We start from the raw sequence: 16,216 nt of genomic DNA on the forward strand, positions 1-16,216 counted from the left end.
TAAGTTTTTGTTAGAAACCTGGTGGGACCGGCGGTGTTTATCCTTTAAAAACCTAAACTCATGTAATATGTGAATTTGAAAGATATGTTGTCATCAAAACGGGGCAGGTGATAGGCCCCGTAACGGTACATGGCACTTAAGCCGAACCCTTTGAATATTTTATTTAACTCGAACCCGCTTTCGAGATATCCCTTGTTAAGAGATTTGAAATCCAGGCCTATGTGTTTTTCGGAATGGGTGATGCTTCCTACGGCAAAGCGGGATATAAGGGTGAAGTCGGGCCTTATTTTTCCGATCAGTTTGAACCTGGTGGTTTGGTGTTTTAACTGGGCCATAACATAACGGTCCGAAAAGAATTCATTAAAAAACATTGTCTCGAAACTATTCCTTCCGGCAACGGCGAACCGCTGTAGTATGGCATCGCCCTGGGGTTGGTTCGGCGAGGCGTTATAGAGGTGGGTAACCGGAATGTCTCCGTATGCGAGTCCTCCTTTGACCAGGAAGCTGGTGACGGTACGGTTGGGGTGTACAATTTGGTGCATTCCCCGGAAATCGAGTTTCGTAAATTCAAAATCTCCTTCCATGACATTGCGAAAACTCCGGGTGGCCTGGAAAGTGAAATTGGGATAACTGTTGCGCATGGTCGCCTTGCCATGCCGTGTTTGCATGTAACGGCTGAAAGGAGCCCATTGTAAAGCCAGTGTTGCTTCCGTAAGCTTGAAGTCGTAATAAGATGCGCCATCGTGGATATAAAGGTAATTGTATGTGGGAACAATGTTGCTCTGGCTGAACTGAAGTTTGGCACCGATCTTGGCCGTAATGTCGTGTTCCAGATAAGCGCTGGTCTTACGGGTTTTGTGAAACATGGTAATATTGAAAAGACGGGGTTCGAACAGCGAAAAACTCCGCGCTTCATTGATAAACTCCGCACTTCCGGTTTCTACAAGATCGTCCATATAAGAAGCTCCTATCCAGGTGTTGGTTATTTTGGCAAGTCTGGCAGCTGCACCGACACCGAATTTTATCCTTTGGTCTTTGGTACCATAGACACTATATGCCTGCAGGCGGTACCTGGATGAAAAATCAGTATTGGTTATGGCGCCTATTCCTAATCGGAAACCTTCATAATTGTTGTATTTCAACAGGTACCTCAGGTCCAGGTCCACATATTTCAACGGATAGTACCCGATCAGTAACTTTCTTGCCAGGTTGACTTTTCGTTCAATGTTATTGGCATCTGCTATGCTGTCTGCCACACTATAGGTCTCTGCACCTCTTTCCGAAAGAGGAGATGTCCGGTAAGAATTCCAGAACTCTTCACTTTTATGGTGGGCATCATCTACGATTTCCATGGCGATACCCCTTCCTTTGATCTCTACAGGTGTGTTTAGGGAAATGTCAAAGTTTTCCTCCCTGCTTATAAAATGCATGAGTTTGGACACATCCTGGCTTGTTGAAACGGAGGTAGGGTCTTCGGATTTGTCTTCCGGCCCTGTAATGGAGGCTCCCATGAGCGATATGGCATCTTTGTTATCGCCCCGGACAATTTTTATTTGTTTGGAAGAAGGGAACCACAGTTTTTCTTCCGGAAAATATGCAAAGGTCTGGGAAGCACTGATATCTATGACTGCTTTTAACTGGGCGACGGCTTTTTGAAGGGCATAAGACTCGGTATCGATATACAATACCCCTTCCATGCTGGCAGTTTTGGTTTTTCCCTTGGGATAGTAATAGATCATATACGCAGGTCTCCCGTTGTTCTCGTTAGGTACGGTATCGAGTATCCTGTAGTGATATGTACTAAGGGCGCCGTTCCCGACAGGAGCGGGATAGTCCGTGCCGAAAATGGTGTATTTGTTCCGGTAAAAAGAGAAAGACTGCATTTGCAAAGCCAGGAATTCATAGACAGGCTCTTCAAAACCGGCCATTTTAGCAGCCAGTACGGTTTCTCTTTTGCCCTTTTTACGGTTAAAAGTATATTCGGATACCTTTTCGGAAATATAAAGATGGGAATGCGATAGTTGTTTCTTCAGTTCATAGCCGGTAGAATCCAGTTTTTCGAATTTCTTTCTCCCGTTGCTTTTCTTGAAAACGGAATCTATGGTGCCGTTTATGGAATCGGGGTTTGCGGTAATGAGAAGTTTGTTATAAGCTTTGTACTTAAAGGTATGCAATGCCCTTTCCGGATCGTTTACCGTTCTTTTTCGCATGGTTTCCCTGATGATCTGTATAGCGGGATTTTCTCCTCCGGTGACCACTACTTCACTGAGTTTTTCCGATTTTTCGGTAAGGGTTACGGTATAGAAGGATTTATTTTGCTCTATAGTTACCGTCTTTTCGAGATACCCTATATAAGAAAAGACCAGGCTGCGTATTCCTTCTTTCCGGTTGTCTATTTCGAATTTCCCGTCTGCATTGGTTATGGTGCCTTCGCCGGTATTGGTAAGGATATTGGCAAAGGGCAGGGGAGCCCCGGTATGCTGGTCACGGGCCACACCGGAAATGATCTCCTGGGACAGACAGAAAGCCGGAATAGCAAAAATAAAAAAGAGGAGTAGCTGCTTTTTCATTAAACATGGGTCTTTATATTATCTCATAACGGATTAAAAACAGTAATGTTACAAAAAAATGCCCGTGATATGCGGGCACTCAAAAAAAATTATATGAAGTTTAACTTATACCGTCATGATTTCTTTTTCCTTTACGGTAAGGAGATCATCTACCTTCTTGATGTAACTGTCGGTTAGTTCCTGTATATCCACTTCGGCATTCTTCTTGAGGTCTTCGGAAGCATCTTCCAGTTTTTTGACATCTTTATTGGCATCCTGCCTTGCAGCCCTGATACTCACTTTGGCATCTTCGGCTTCGCCTTTGGCCTGTTTTACAAGGTCGCGTCTTCTCTCTTCGGTCAGTGGAGGAACATTGATGATAACGGTTTCGCCGTTATTCATCGGGTTAAACCCTAAATTAGCTACAATGATAGCTTTTTCGATAGCCTGGAGCATACTCTTTTCCCAGGGTTGGATAGAAATTGTCCTGGCATCGGGAGTGCTGACATTGGCTACCTGGTTCAGCGGGGTTTGTGATCCGTAATAATCTACAAATACACTTCCTACCATAGCAGGGCTTGCCTTTCCTGCACGGATATTAACAAACTCTTTTTCGAGGTGCGTTATGGCACTGTCCATGGCTTCTTTGGCGCTGTCTAGTATAAAATCGATCTCTTCATTCATGATTGTTGATTTTACTTGGTTGTGATGCTTTCGGATAAGTTAGAGATTCACCTTTGTCCCCACATTTTCACCGGAAACTACCTTGTAAAGGTTTCCTTTTTTATTCATGTCAAAGACAATAATAGGCAATTCGTTTTCCTGGCTGAGGGTAAAGGCTGTGGTGTCCATTACTTTCAGTCCTTTTTTCAGTACATCGTCAAAAGTGATGAAATCGAACTTGGTTGCACTTTTGTCTTTTTCCGGATCCGAGGTGTAGATGCCGTCTACCCTGGTGCCTTTGAGTATTACATTGGCTTCTATTTCAATAGCACGCAGTACCGCTGCGGAGTCTGTGGTAAAATAAGGGTTCCCGGTACCGCCCCCGAAAATCACGACCCTTCCTTTTTCGAGATGGCGGATGGCTCTTCTGCGGATAAAAGGTTCTGCAACCTCGTTGATTTTAATGGCAGATTGAAGCCTGGTCTGTACTCCCGTATTTTCCAGTGCGCTCTGTAATGCAAGCCCGTTGATAACTGTAGCCAGCATGCCCATGTGGTCGCCCTGTACGCGGTCCATACCGTTGCTGGCTCCTGCCACTCCCCGGAAAATATTACCTCCTCCTATTACAATGGCCACTTCTACGCCTTTATCTACTATTTCTTTAATGTCTGTTGCGTATTCCGCAAGGCGTTTGGGATCTATTCCGTATTGTCGTTCTCCCATTAAGGCCTCGCCACTTAGTTTGAGGAGGATTCTCTTGTATTGCATAGTTTTTTGGATGAGTTGTGTGGCAAATATAAGGATAATCTCAAATTAAGAAAGTGGAAAATTAAAAGGGTAAAAGAAGGGCTTGTAGCAGGGGCATAAAAAAACCGTATACTGTTATCAGCATACGGTTTTTAAATGTGTTATAGGAGTTGATTGTTTATCCCAAAGCAACCCTTTTGAATCCTTTTACGGTAAGGTCGCCGTTTACGGATTTTACGTAGGCGGCAACACTAACCTTGCTGTCTTTTATATAATCCTGATTTATCAGGGTATTATCTTTAAAGAAACGTTTGAGTTTTCCTTTGGCAATATTTTCAAGCATGGCTTCCGGTTTCCCTTCTGCACGAAGTTGATCTTTTGCAATTTCGATCTCCTTGTCAATTACGGATTGATCAACACCTGTTTCGTCAAGAGCAATAGGGTTCATTGCCGCGGCCTGCATTGCTACGTTTTTAGCAGCTTCTTCAGCGCCGTCCACGTTAGCAGATAAACCTACCAGGGTAGCTATTTTGTTCCCGGCATGGATGTAAGAACCTACAAAAGGAGCCTGGATAGACTCGAAACCGCCGATCTCTATTTTCTCTCCGATCACACCGGTCTGTTCCGTAAGTTTCTCTTCTACGGTGATACCATTGTAATCCGCTTTAAGCAGCTCTTCTTTAGTAGCGTGGTTCAGTGCCATTTCGGCCAGGTCTGTAGCCAGTTTTATAAAAGATTCGTTTTTGGCAACAAAGTCAGTTTCGCAATTCAGGGAAACGATTACACCCTGAGTGGCGTCATCATTTACTTTAGCGATAACAGCGCCTTCGGTAGACTCCCTGTCTGCGCGGTTAGCGGCTACTTTTTGTCCTTTTTTGCGAAGTATTTCTATCGCTTTGTCAAAATCGCCTTCGGCTTCTACCAATGCCTTTTTACAGTCCATCATACCGGCGCCGGTAGCTTGTCTCAATTTATTAACTTCTGCGGCTGTGATGTTTGCCATTTTTTCTCTTTTTATTTGAGTAATATTAAAGGGCCGGCCAGATAAGGCCTTTACAAAAGTATTGTTTTGACATTATGCGGCCGGCACCTCAATATTAATTTTAGGTTTAATTTTCGTTGTTGCTTTCTGTCGCTTCTGCTTTTGCTTCTGCTTCTTCCGATGCCTGGGTCTCTTCATTTTTTGAAGAGTCCTTGTCGGTTTTGGCGGCTTCTTTCTCAGCTCTTTCCGCTTTTCTTTCGGAAAGGCCTTCGGCAACAGCAGCTGTTACATGCGCAAGAACTTTTTCTATGGATTTGGAAGCATCGTCATTGGACGGGATCACGTAGTCCACATCACGGGGATCGGAGTTGGTGTCTACCATTGCGAATATTGGAATGTTTAATTTCTGCGCTTCTTTCACAGCAATGTGCTCACGCATGGTGTCCACGATAAACAGTGCTCCGGGAAGACGTGTCATGTCTGCAATAGAACCAAGTTGTTTCTCTAACTTAGCCCTTAAACGATCTACCTGTAAACGTTCTTTTTTGGAGAGGGTGTTGAACGTACCATCTTTTTTCATCTTGTCGATGGACGTCATTTTCTTAACGGCTTTACGGATGGTCACGAAGTTTGTGAGCATTCCGCCGGGCCATCTTTCTGTAATATAGGGCATATTAACGGCACCTGCTTTTTCAGCAACGATGTCTTTTGCCTGTTTTTTAGTGGCTACGAAAAGTATCTTTCGGCCTGAAGCTGCGATTTTCTTAAGGGCTTCTCCGGCCTCATCGATTTTTGCAGCGGTCTTGTACAGATTAATAACATGGATTCCGTTACGCTCCATATAGATGTAAGGAGCCATGTTGGGATTCCATTTCCTGGTGAGGTGTCCGAAGTGTACACCTGCTTCTAATAAATCTTTTACGTCTATTTTGCTTGCCATTTTTGTAATAGTTTACGTTCCGTTGAGTTAGCAATGCTGAAGTGGCTCGGTGTGAGGCCTCCGTCATTTGGATGCTAAACTAATTTCCCGTTTTGTTCGTCCGGGACAACGACAACATGGTTATTTTTATACCTGTACCGGTAAAAGAACCGGAGTCGGTAGCATTTCGGATAAAAATATCCTGAAAAAATTAACGTTTGGAGAACTGGAATTTCTTACGGGCTTTCTTCTGTCCGTATTTCTTACGTTCTACCATTCGCGGATCCCTGGTAAGCAGACCTTCCGGTTTCAGGGTGCTCCTGTTTTCCACATCTACTTCACAAAGTGCTCTGGATATGGCGAGGCGTATGGCTTCTGCCTGTCCGGTGCTGCCACCTCCGTAAACATTTACCTTGATGTCAAAGTTTTCTGCATTTTCGGTAAGGTTCAGAGGCTGTTTTACTTTGTACTGTAAAGTAGCAGTAGGGAAATAAGTGTTCAGTTCTTTCTTGTTGACTGTAATGTTTCCGCTTCCCTGAGAAACATATACACGTGCAACTGCAGTTTTTCTTCTGCCGATTTTGTGAATAACTTCCATTACTTCAGCTCGTTTAAATTAATTGCAGTAGGTTTTTGTGCTTCCTGTTTGTGTTCGGCACCTACATATACTTTCAGGTTGCGGAATAAAGCTGCTCCCAGCCTGTTCTTAGGCAGCATCCCTTTAACGGATTTCTCGATAATCCTTGCCGGATCTTTAGCAAAAAGTTCTTTTGCGTTCAGAGACCGCTGACCACCCGGATAGCCCGTGTGACGGATATACTCCTTTGCTTCCCACTTGTTACCTGTAAGATTGATTTTTTCTGCGTTGATAATAACCACATTATCTCCACAGTCCACATGCGGGGTGTAACTAGGCTTGTACTTACCTCTGAGGATTTTTGCTACCTTAGAGGCAAGACGTCCTAACGTCTGTCCTTCGGCATCAACCAGCACCCACTTCTTGTCAGCAGTCGCTTTGTTGGCCGAGATGGTTTTGTAGCTTAACGTGTTCACACTAATTTTTTTAAATTAAACATTCCATTCCCAATAAACGGGGTGCAAATGTACAACTATAAATTGTAATTACAAATACAGGCTTGGTATTATTTTGAAGCAGATAACCGTTTGGTTTTCATTAGGGTATTAACCGCACGGGCGAAGCAGATAGTACGGAGGAAGTCTGAAGTGGTATTGTAGGTTTTTTATGGTATATTATTTGTTATTTGTCACTGTAGTACTGAATAAAGATGTATTTTTAAAAGGAGGAAATAAACATCAGTATCCCGCCCCGGAGAATGTGGCAGCTTCCGGCAGGTGTGCGGGACAAACAATTAGTGTATATGAGAACATATCTGTTTTGCATTGTGGTCCTTTTTTGTATTCCCCTGGGTGCCCAGGAATTTCCCTATGAAAAGAAATGGAAAGAGATCGAAAAGAAAGAGGCGGAAGGCCTTCTTAAAAATATATTGCCCGCGGTAAACGAAATTTACGAAGCGGCAAAAAAAGAGGGAAATGTCCGGCAACGGATCCGCGCTTTGCTCTACCGGGGCAAGATAGCCATAATTACGGATGATGACGATGAAGTGCAGCTTCGGGTAATCCGGGATTTCGAAAATGAGATCGCTGAAGCCGACGGGGCTGAAAAAAGTATCCTGGAATCCATGCTGGCGGAGATATTTTATAAGTATTACCAGAACAACCGGTGGACCATTAACCAGCGGACGCGTATGGAAGAAGCTTCCGCCGAAGATTTTCGCTTCTGGAGTGAAAATATCTTTAACAGCAAGGTCACGGCTTTTTATCTCCGCTCCCTGGATAATGCAGAAGCATTAAAGCAGCAGCCGGTGGAAAACTGGAAAGAAATACTCGAAGTTTACGAATGGGAAAGGACTTACGATACCACTGTCCCGGATAAAGATAAGGTCAGGGACAAGCGTATTGCAAAAGGAAGAGAACTCCGCCCCACCCTGTATGACCTTGTTGCGCACCGGGCTATAGATTTTTTCCGCGATCAGTCCGGCGTTTTCTTTAATTCTTTCGAGAAGGATGCAGATTCCGGGAGCAAAAAGGAAAGAGCTGCTGCCTTGCTTCGTGAACTGGCTGATTTTCATAAAGAAAAGAAAAATACAAACGGCAGGCTATACAATGAACTTGAAGCGCTCAAACTGTGTAAACAGGAATACGGAAGGGATTCCTATATTGAAGAACTTGAAAAACTCGCCCGTGTTTCTCCTGCCGATTGGTATACCGGAGAGGTCCTGCTGGAGCTGGCCCGTTTTTACCGGGAACAGGCCGACAGGGAAGATAAGGATGATTTTAAGGCAAGGAAAATATGGTATGATAAAACGCTTGCGCTTATCCGGAATATTGAAAAAGATTATGCAAAAACCTATGCAGCCAATGAAGCTTCCAGGATAAGGCAGCAGGTCCATGCTAAGGATTTTTCCATCCGTATAGAGTCCTGCATCCCTTCCGGGCAATCTAATCCGTTATCCGTAACCCATAAAAACCTGGACCGGATTTACTTCAAAGTGCTGAAATTCCATCCCGATCTCAATGATTATTTCCGGGACCCGGTGCGTGACATACGTTATGCCAAAGAAGAAGACAGGCAAAAGCTACTGGAAGAACTGTTCCGGAAATACCCTTCGGAAAAAGAGTTCGCACTTTCACTGAAAACTTTTGACGACTACCAGGACCACACCACAACAGCTGCCCTGGAGGCCCTGTCCGAAGGAGTATATATTGTCCTTGCAACGAATGCCCCGGATTTTAAAACGGATAAAGAAGGAGTTGTTCTGCAATCGCAGCTGGTCAATATAACCGATTATGCTGTAGTAGGAAACGGAAGGGAATTGTTGGTAACGGAAAGAGAGAGCGGCCATCCGCAAAGCGGTAAAACCGTAGAAATCTATGAAAGAGACAATAAACGGCTGAAACTGATCAAAACCGTTAAAACGGATGCTTCCGGAAAGGGAGATATCTACTATAACAGGGAACGGTACTACCAGTATTACTATCGTATTAAAGGAGAAGATGTCTTTTACAACCAGTACAGTTATTATACGGACAGGAATGGTCAGGCGGAAACGGCCTATCAAACCCGTTTTTTTACGGACCGTTCCATCTATCGTCCCGGGCAGACAGTTTATTTTAAAGCGATACATTACAAGGAATCTCCCGACGGAAGCAAAGAAGTTATAAATAACAAAAAGCTCGGTATAGAATTACTGAACCCCAATGATGAGACGGTCGGAGAACTGGAACTGACCACAAATGCCTTCGGTTCCGTATCCGGCGAGTTTGTATTGCCTGCCAGTGGCATAACGGGGATATTTGTCCTGGAAAGCGATTCGGGTGACTCCTATACTATTAGTGTGGAGGAGTATAAGCGTCCGCGTTTTGAGGTGGTATTCGATACGGTGAAGGAAACCTTTCGTCTCGGGGAAGAAATAGCGGCAGGGGCAAAAGCAACGGCTTATTCGGGAGCTAATATTGACAATGCTAAGGTGGTATACCGCGTATATCGCCAGGCTGTGTATCCGTATCTTCCATGGTGGAGACGGTCGTATGTAAACCCGGAGCCGAGAGAGGAAATCACCCACGGAGAGACAATAACAGATGCGGGAGGTAATTTTAAAATTCCGTTCGAAGCAAAAGCACTCGCTTTGTCCGGTTTTTCCGGAAAGAAAAAGGAACCCCGGACATATACCTATACCGTAGAAGCGGATGTTACCGATATCAACGGGGAAACCCGGTCGGGCAGTCAGAATATTACGGTAGGGGACCTGCGGTATACGCTTAACCTGGATATGCCATCGCAGGTGGCGTGGGAAGACCTGAAAACCATAGGTATCCGTACCGAAAATCTCAACGGGCAGTTCATGCCTGCAAAGGGAACACTTACCCTTACCAAAATAATACCCCCGGAACGCGTATTGCGGAAAAGTCCGTTACAAGCCGGGGATTATGAATTGTATGATAAGGAGGAATTCACAAGGTTGTTTCCGAACGATCCGTATGCCAAAGAAGACAAAAAGGAAAACTGGAAAGAGGAAAGTCCGGTGATCTCGGTGAATTTTGATACCGGAAAGGAAAAGGAGATCAGTGCGCAGCCCCGGAAAGGGTGGAAAGAAGGGTATTACCTGCTGCGGGGATATATCCGGGACGGGCAGGACAGTATTCCTGCCGAAAAGTTGGTTTACCTGTATAAAAAAGAAAAAAAAGGTCCGGTGGATAAAGAACTTTTTTCAGTGACTGTCGATAAAGAAAGTTATATACCGGGAGATGTGGTCCGCATTACTTTTGCTTCTTCCGCACCCGGTGCCGTTGTAGTGGCGGAACTCGAATACGACGGCAATATTATAAAAAGAGAAGAGCTGAAAATAAGCAATGACGTAAAGGTGTTTTTATTCCCGGTAAAAGAAAGTTACCGCGGTAATGTATTCGTCCACTATTATTTCGGGAAATACAATACGGCACAGCAGGGTACGCAGACCATAACCGTTCCTTTCGAAGAAAACAAACTGGAGATCACCGCGGGGACCATGCGCGATAAACTACGGCCCGGCGATGAAGAAACGTGGGAACTTACCGTGAGCGGGAAAGGGAAGGACGCTTTCCTGGCCGGACTGGCTACCGGAGGGGCCGAAGTGCTCGCTGCGATGTACGATGCATCTCTGGATCAGTTCAGGTCGCATAGTATTCAATGGTCTCCTTACAGCAGTGTTACAAGATATTCCCGATATAGTGACTGGAACCTTCATGCGGGTTATGGTGTGACATCATTTGCCCGTATTTTTAATAAACCCTTTTCTGTCCCGCAAAATGGAATAATTCCCCTCTTCGACCGGATTAACTGGTTTGGATTTGATATTAACGGAAGAAACCGGCAGGATATACGTATAAGAGGTATGTCTGCAATGGCAACCGCGAGAAAAGTGGCGGCACCGGCTGAAGAATCCGAAGTGCAGGAATATGCCATGGATGACAATATGGTGTTGGAAGAGGTCGTGACAGTAGCAGAAACCAATGAGGGCCTTACTGGCAGTGCTGAAGCGGAAGATTTGTCCGGCTTAGCCGAAATACAACCCCGGCGTGCCCTCCAGGAAACCGCTTTTTTCTTTCCGCATCTTAAAACGGACAAGGACGGAAATGTGAAAATAAGTTTCACCACTCCCGAAAGCCTTACGGAATGGAAATTCATGGCACTGGCACATACCCCGGAACTGCACACGGCCAATTACAAAGCCAGTGTCCGTACACAGAAAGAACTGATGGTTGTACCCAATCCCCCGCGGTTTTTGAGGGAAGGAGATACTATCGGATTTCAGGCTAAGGTTACCAATCTTTCCGGTAAAGAACTTTCCGGAACTGCACAGTTACTGCTTTTCGATGCTTTTACGATGCAACCTGTTGACAGTGATTTCGGTAATGAGAACAATAGCAGGAAGTTTACGGCTTCCGAAGGAAAAAGCAGTAACCTCTCCTGGAAATTACATGTCCCCGCCGGACAGCAGGCCGTGGTATACCGTGTAGTGGCCAAAGCAGGCAGTTACTCTGACGGCGAAGAATCGGCATTGCCGGTGCTTACCAACCGTATGCTGGTTACCGAAACATTACCGCTACACATTCGCGAAGGACAGGAAAAGACGTTTAAACTGGAAAAACTCACCGAAGCCCGGTCTGCTACCCGGGAAAACTTCAAGCTCACATTTGAGATGACGACCAACCCGGTATGGTATGCTATCTTTTCCCTGCCTTATCTCCGGGAGTTTCCTTACGAATGTTCCGAACAGGTGTTTTCCAGAGTGTATGGAAATTTGATTTCACAACACCTGGTTAATTCCAATCCTAAGATAAAAGCGGTTTTTGATGGCTGGAACCGTAAAGGGCAGTTGCAGTCCCGGCTGGAACTTAATGAAGAACTGAAGTCCCTCTTGTTGGAAGAAACTCCCTGGGTACGCCAGGCCGCCGATGAAGAGGAACAGATGAAACGTATTGCGGTTTTGTTTGACCTGAACAAAATGCGTAACGAACTGGGGACCGCGTTCCGGAAACTGGAGAACAAACAACTGTCTTCCGGGGGATTTCCCTGGTTTGACGGCGGCGAGGCCAATGTATATATTACCACGCATATCGTTTCCGGTTTTGGCCATCTCGGAGCTATGGGAATTGATTATGAGAAGAATTTTGATATCCGCCCGGATAATATGGTCCAGAAAGCCATTAAATTTATTGATGAGAAAATGGAAGAAGAGTGGGACCGCTATAAAAAAAATGACAAATACCCGCCTTCTCTGTCCAACGGAGTGTCCTGGATGTATGCCCGGAGCTATTTCCTGGAAGATTACCCGCTGAGCGAAAAAGGAAAAGCAATGACCGGTTATTTCCTTGAAAAAATGGAAAAGGAAAAATTCAGCGGTTCCAGGTACCATCAGGCTATGCTGTCTCTTGTATTCCATCGTTTCGGGAAAAACGATCCGGCAAGGAAACTGTTACTTGCCGTAAAGGACCAGTCGGTAGAAAGCGATGAAATGGGAATGTACTGGAAAGACAACCGTCCGGGGTGGTACTGGTATAACGCACCGATAGAAACGCAGGCATTGCTTATCGAAGCCTTTGATGAAGTATTGCAGGATACGGAAAGTGTAGAACTGATGAAAGTATGGTTGCTTAAAAACAGGCAGACCAATCGGTGGGCCTCTACCAAGGCAACGACCGAAGCTGTTTTTGCCCTGATGAGCACCGGGAAAGACTGGGTGAATGCGGAAGGTGGATTGGAGGTAAGTCTCGGGGGGGAGAAACTGGACCTCGAACGGCTCGGCAGGTCCGCCGGCCAGGGACGTCAGCAAGGGAGCGGATATGTAAAAACCGCCTGGAGTAAAGAAGAGATAAAACCGGAAATGGGGACCGTGGAAGTAAAGAAAACTTCACCGGGCGTTGCCTGGGGGGCGTTGTACTGGCAGTATTTCGAAGATCTGGACCGGATTACTTCGGCAGAGACCGGGGTGCGTTTCAAAAAGGAACTCTTCCTGAAAAAACTAACGGATAACGGACCCGAATTACAACGGATAACCGAAGATACACCAATAGGGATCGGCGATCTGGTAACCGTACGGCTCGAAATCAAAAACGACAGGGATATGGAATTTGTCCATATCAAGGATATGCGGGCCAGTGGTTTTGAGCCCGTTAACGTGTTGTCTCGTTACAAGTGGCAGGGCGGACTGGGTTATTACGAGAGCACGCGCGATGCCGCCACCAATTTCTTTGCAGACAGGATGCCTAAAGGGGTGTATGTCTTCGAATACGACCTGAGGGCCGGTAACAGTGGTGATTTTTCCAATGGAATAACCTCCCTGCAATGTATGTATGCCCCGGAAATGAGTGCGCATTCCGAAGGAATAAGGGTGCATATAAAATAAGTGCGAAGCAGGTCTCGGAAATAGTATATATGTCAATCCCAATTGTTACATGGAGCGGGTAAGAGTATTGTTTTGCGTAAATCCGCCCCATGAGAGGGCGGGAGAAGCCCGGAATGAGGTTTTCCCCCGCTTTTGAGGCTTATTTTTTCCATATAGCATGCTTTTTCATGGCATTTTTTACAGGGAAAAGATCATCCGGAAGTGTAACAATTTGCCCCGGATGATATCTTTAGGGAAATAACCAACATATATACCATGTTTTCCGGAAAAGTATTTCTCTCTTCAGTGGGACTGGCCTGCTGTTTGATTCTTTCTGCACAGGATTCCACTTCCGTCATGCCTAAAAAGAACTATACCACGAAGTCTGTCGGAGGAAATACACCCCCTGAAATAGACGGTATACTTACTGACAGTAGTTGGGGAATGGTGGAATGGGGAGGTGATTTCATACAGAGAGATCCCATAGAAAAAGCACCGCCAACGCAGCAGACCCGCTTCAAAATACTGTATGATGATAAAAACCTGTATGTGGCTATCCACTGCCTGGATACCGAGCCCGACAATATTGTAAAACGACTTTCCCGGCGAGATGGCTTTGAAGGCGACAGGATCACCATACTGTTCGACAGTAATCTCGACCTTCAGACCGCCTTTGCCTTTACCATCACTGCGGCCGGGGTCAAAGGAGATGAAGTGGTAACTCAAAACGGTAATAACTGGGACCCCAGCTGGAATCCGATCTGGTATGTGAAAACCGGGATGGATGCCGAAGGGTGGACTGCCGAGATGCGGATACCTTTAAGTCAGCTGCGGTTCGGGAAAACAAGAGAACAGGTATGGGGGCTGCAATTATCCCGTATGTATTTCCGCAACAACGAACGTTCCGAATGGCAGTTCCTTCCCCGCAATGCCCCGGGATGGATCAGTGAAGCAGGCAGGTTGTACGGCTTGCTCGACCTGAAGAAACAGAAACAACTGGAAATACAACCTTATGTGGTAACTTCCCTGGAAACATACGAGGAGGAAAAAGGCAATCCGTTTATTGATGGCAGCGATGCAAAACTGAACGGAGGGATAGATGGCAAAGTAGGGATTACCAACGACCTTACCCTCGATTTTACGGTAAATCCGGATTTCGGGCAGGTGGAAGCAGACCCTTCGGCCATAGCCCTGGATGGCTTCCAGATATTTTTTGAAGAACAACGCCCCTTTTTTGTGGAAAACAAAAATATCTTCGATTACCGTATTTCCAATACCATGGCAGGAGATACGGACGGTTCGGATAACCTCTTCTATTCCCGGCGTATCGGGAGAAGCCCCAGGCATCCCCGACGGTATATGAAAGGGAATATGCGGAGCAACCGGAAAAGACTACGATACTCGGTGCGGCTAAGTTCAGCGGAAAAACCAGGAACGGGTGGTCCATTGGTGTATTGGAAAGTATCACCGCGAAGGAATATGCCGGAATAAGCAATAACGGGGACCGGAGGGAAGAACTGATAGAACCTCTTACCAACTATTTTGTAGGCAGGTTGCAAAAGGACTTTAATGAAAGAAATTCTTTTGTGGGAGGGATTTTTACGGCTACCAACAGGGGAGACCTCCCGGAGAACATGGATTTTCTGCATAAATCTGCTTATTCCGGAGGGCTGGACTTCAAACACCAGTGGAAAGACAGGGCCTGGTATACCGCGGGTAATCTGCTTATGAGCAATGTTTCCGGTTCGGAGAGGGCCATAACAAACACACAGAAGGATATCACCCGGTTATATCAGCGTATAGATGCCACCTATACGGAAGTTGACGCTACGAGGACAAGTCTGATGGGCCACGGTGGGAATATACAGATCGGGAAGGCACGGGGGAACCTGAATTTTGAAAGTGGCGTTACCTGGCGTTCACCCGGCCTGGAACTCAATGATGTGGGCTTTTTGCGCCGGGTTGATTACGTAACGCATTACGCCTGGGCAGGATACCGCATTACCAAACCCTTCTCCGTATTCCGCAGTGCACGCTTTAATTACAATCATTGGAATTCCTGGGACTTTGGCGGAGCACATAACGAAATGAAATGGAATGTAAACAGCTATGCCCAGTTTAAGAACTACTGGTATATAGGTTCGGGGCTCAACATACGTCCGAAACTGTATTCCAATACGGCACTACGGGGCGGCCCCAAACTCAGGCTGCCGGATAACGTCAGTTGCTGGTTCTATGTGGACTCGGACAACAGGAAAAAATTCCGGTACGGATTTGAAGTCTTCTTCTCCGATGGTGAGGATAAGGCCTATGACATAGAGGAATATTACACCTATTTTATTTATCAGCCGATAAATGCCCTTAAGATTTCCCTCGAACCTTCTTATCAGGTAAACAGGGACAAATTGCAGTTTGTGGAAAATATTCGTACGGACAGTGGGATAAGGTACCTCAATGCGGAAATAGAACAGAGGACATTAAGTGCCTCCTTGCGGTTTAACTATACGATCAATCCTAACCTTACCATACAATATTGGGGGCAGCCCTTTATTTCCAGGGGGAGATATTCGGCTTTCAAACATATTGTTGACCCACGGGCCGGTCGTTTTGAGGACAGGTTTCACGCTTACGGCCTCAATGAGATCCGGTATGAAGAGGGCAACAAGACTTATGTTGTGGATGAAGGCGCTAACGGTACTGTGGATTACTCCTTCAGCGATCCCGATTTTTCATTTGTCAGTTCCGTTCCAATTTGGTATTACGATGGGAATATATTCCGGGTTCCGAACTGTTCCTGGGGTGGTCACAGGGGATCACCCGATCCGGGAATCCCCGTGATAACCTGTTCACTGCCCTGGACCGGAATATTCTGGGAACCCAGCCAAGGAATATCTTTCTGGTGAAAGCGACG

At 45.8% G+C, this 16,216-nt stretch carries 10 protein-coding genes; 3 read left to right on the forward strand and 7 right to left on the reverse strand.

Features of this window, described 5'->3' with window-relative positions; genetic code table 11:
• Positions 1–44: 44 nt before the first annotated feature.
• The 7 genes from ED312_RS03260 to rplM all read right to left on the reverse strand — a co-directional run bounded on the left by ED312_RS03260 (position 45) and on the right by rplM (position 6,913).
• Positions 45–2,570 (reverse strand): DUF5686 and carboxypeptidase-like regulatory domain-containing protein, encoded by a 2,526-nt coding sequence (locus tag ED312_RS03260; protein ID WP_123214571.1) that lies wholly within the window; start codon positions 2,568–2,570, stop codon positions 45–47.
• A gap of 105 nt (positions 2,571–2,675) precedes the next feature.
• A complete protein-coding gene (gene frr / locus ED312_RS03265; RefSeq protein ID WP_123214572.1) occupies positions 2,676–3,233 on the reverse strand; it encodes a ribosome recycling factor in 558 nt (185 codons plus the stop codon).
• A gap of 39 nt (positions 3,234–3,272) precedes the next feature.
• Positions 3,273–3,980, reverse strand: coding sequence for a UMP kinase (gene pyrH / locus ED312_RS03270; RefSeq protein ID WP_123214573.1), 708 nt, complete (start codon positions 3,978–3,980; stop codon positions 3,273–3,275).
• A gap of 157 nt (positions 3,981–4,137) precedes the next feature.
• Complete coding sequence (gene tsf / locus ED312_RS03275) at positions 4,138–4,962, reverse strand: translation elongation factor Ts (protein WP_123214574.1); 825 nt, start codon at positions 4,960–4,962, stop codon at positions 4,138–4,140.
• Between the two features lie 106 nt (positions 4,963–5,068).
• Positions 5,069–5,881, reverse strand: a complete 813-nt coding sequence (gene rpsB / locus ED312_RS03280; RefSeq protein ID WP_123214575.1) for a 30S ribosomal protein S2 — start codon at positions 5,879–5,881, stop codon at positions 5,069–5,071.
• Positions 5,882–6,071: 190 nt separating this feature from the next.
• Complete coding sequence (gene rpsI, locus ED312_RS03285; protein ID WP_123214576.1) at positions 6,072–6,458, reverse strand: 30S ribosomal protein S9; 387 nt, start codon at positions 6,456–6,458, stop codon at positions 6,072–6,074.
• Positions 6,458–6,913, reverse strand: a complete 456-nt coding sequence (rplM, locus tag ED312_RS03290; protein ID WP_123214577.1) for a 50S ribosomal protein L13 — start codon at positions 6,911–6,913, stop codon at positions 6,458–6,460. The genes rpsI and rplM overlap by 1 nt, the downstream gene beginning before the upstream one ends.
• 326 nt (positions 6,914–7,239) lie before the next feature.
• Here rplM and ED312_RS03295 point away from each other — a divergent pair, with 326 nt between their 5' ends.
• The 3 genes from ED312_RS03295 (at position 7,240) to ED312_RS24410 (ending at position 16,208) form a co-directional block, all read left to right on the forward strand.
• Positions 7,240–13,326, forward strand: a complete 6,087-nt coding sequence (locus ED312_RS03295) for an alpha-2-macroglobulin family protein (protein WP_170164436.1) — start codon at positions 7,240–7,242, stop codon at positions 13,324–13,326.
• 255 nt (positions 13,327–13,581) lie between these two features.
• Positions 13,582–14,796: a carbohydrate binding family 9 domain-containing protein gene (locus tag ED312_RS24405; RefSeq protein ID WP_317125655.1), complete on the forward strand. Its 1,215-nt coding sequence runs from the start codon at positions 13,582–13,584 to the stop codon at positions 14,794–14,796.
• The gene (locus tag ED312_RS24410) at positions 14,703–16,208 is read left to right on the forward strand and encodes a DUF5916 domain-containing protein (protein ID WP_317125656.1); all 1,506 of its coding nucleotides are present in this window, start codon (positions 14,703–14,705) and stop codon (positions 16,206–16,208) included. Before ED312_RS24405 ends, ED312_RS24410 begins: the two co-directional genes overlap by 94 nt.
• Positions 16,209–16,216 lie beyond the last annotated feature (8 nt).

Origin of the sequence: Sinomicrobium pectinilyticum (assembly GCF_003725735.1) — a bacterium.
In the GTDB taxonomy this organism is placed as follows: Bacteria; Bacteroidota; Bacteroidia; order Flavobacteriales; family Flavobacteriaceae; genus Sinomicrobium; species Sinomicrobium pectinilyticum.

Coding starts and splice junctions, on each gene's coding strand:
- ED312_RS03260 (WP_123214571.1), bottom strand. CDS start 2,570: ATGAAAAAGCAGCTACTCCTCTTTTTTATTTTTGCTATTCCGGCTTTC.
- frr (WP_123214572.1), bottom strand. CDS start 3,233: ATGAATGAAGAGATCGATTTTATACTAGACAGCGCCAAAGAAGCCATG.
- pyrH (WP_123214573.1), bottom strand. CDS start 3,980: ATGCAATACAAGAGAATCCTCCTCAAACTAAGTGGCGAGGCCTTAATG.
- tsf (WP_123214574.1), bottom strand. CDS start 4,962: ATGGCAAACATCACAGCCGCAGAAGTTAATAAATTGAGACAAGCTACC.
- rpsB (WP_123214575.1), bottom strand. CDS start 5,881: ATGGCAAGCAAAATAGACGTAAAAGATTTATTAGAAGCAGGTGTACAC.
- rpsI (WP_123214576.1), bottom strand. CDS start 6,458: ATGGAAGTTATTCACAAAATCGGCAGAAGAAAAACTGCAGTTGCACGT.
- ED312_RS03295 (WP_170164436.1), top strand. CDS start 7,240: ATGAGAACATATCTGTTTTGCATTGTGGTCCTTTTTTGTATTCCCCTG.
- ED312_RS24405 (WP_317125655.1), top strand. CDS start 13,582: ATGTTTTCCGGAAAAGTATTTCTCTCTTCAGTGGGACTGGCCTGCTGT.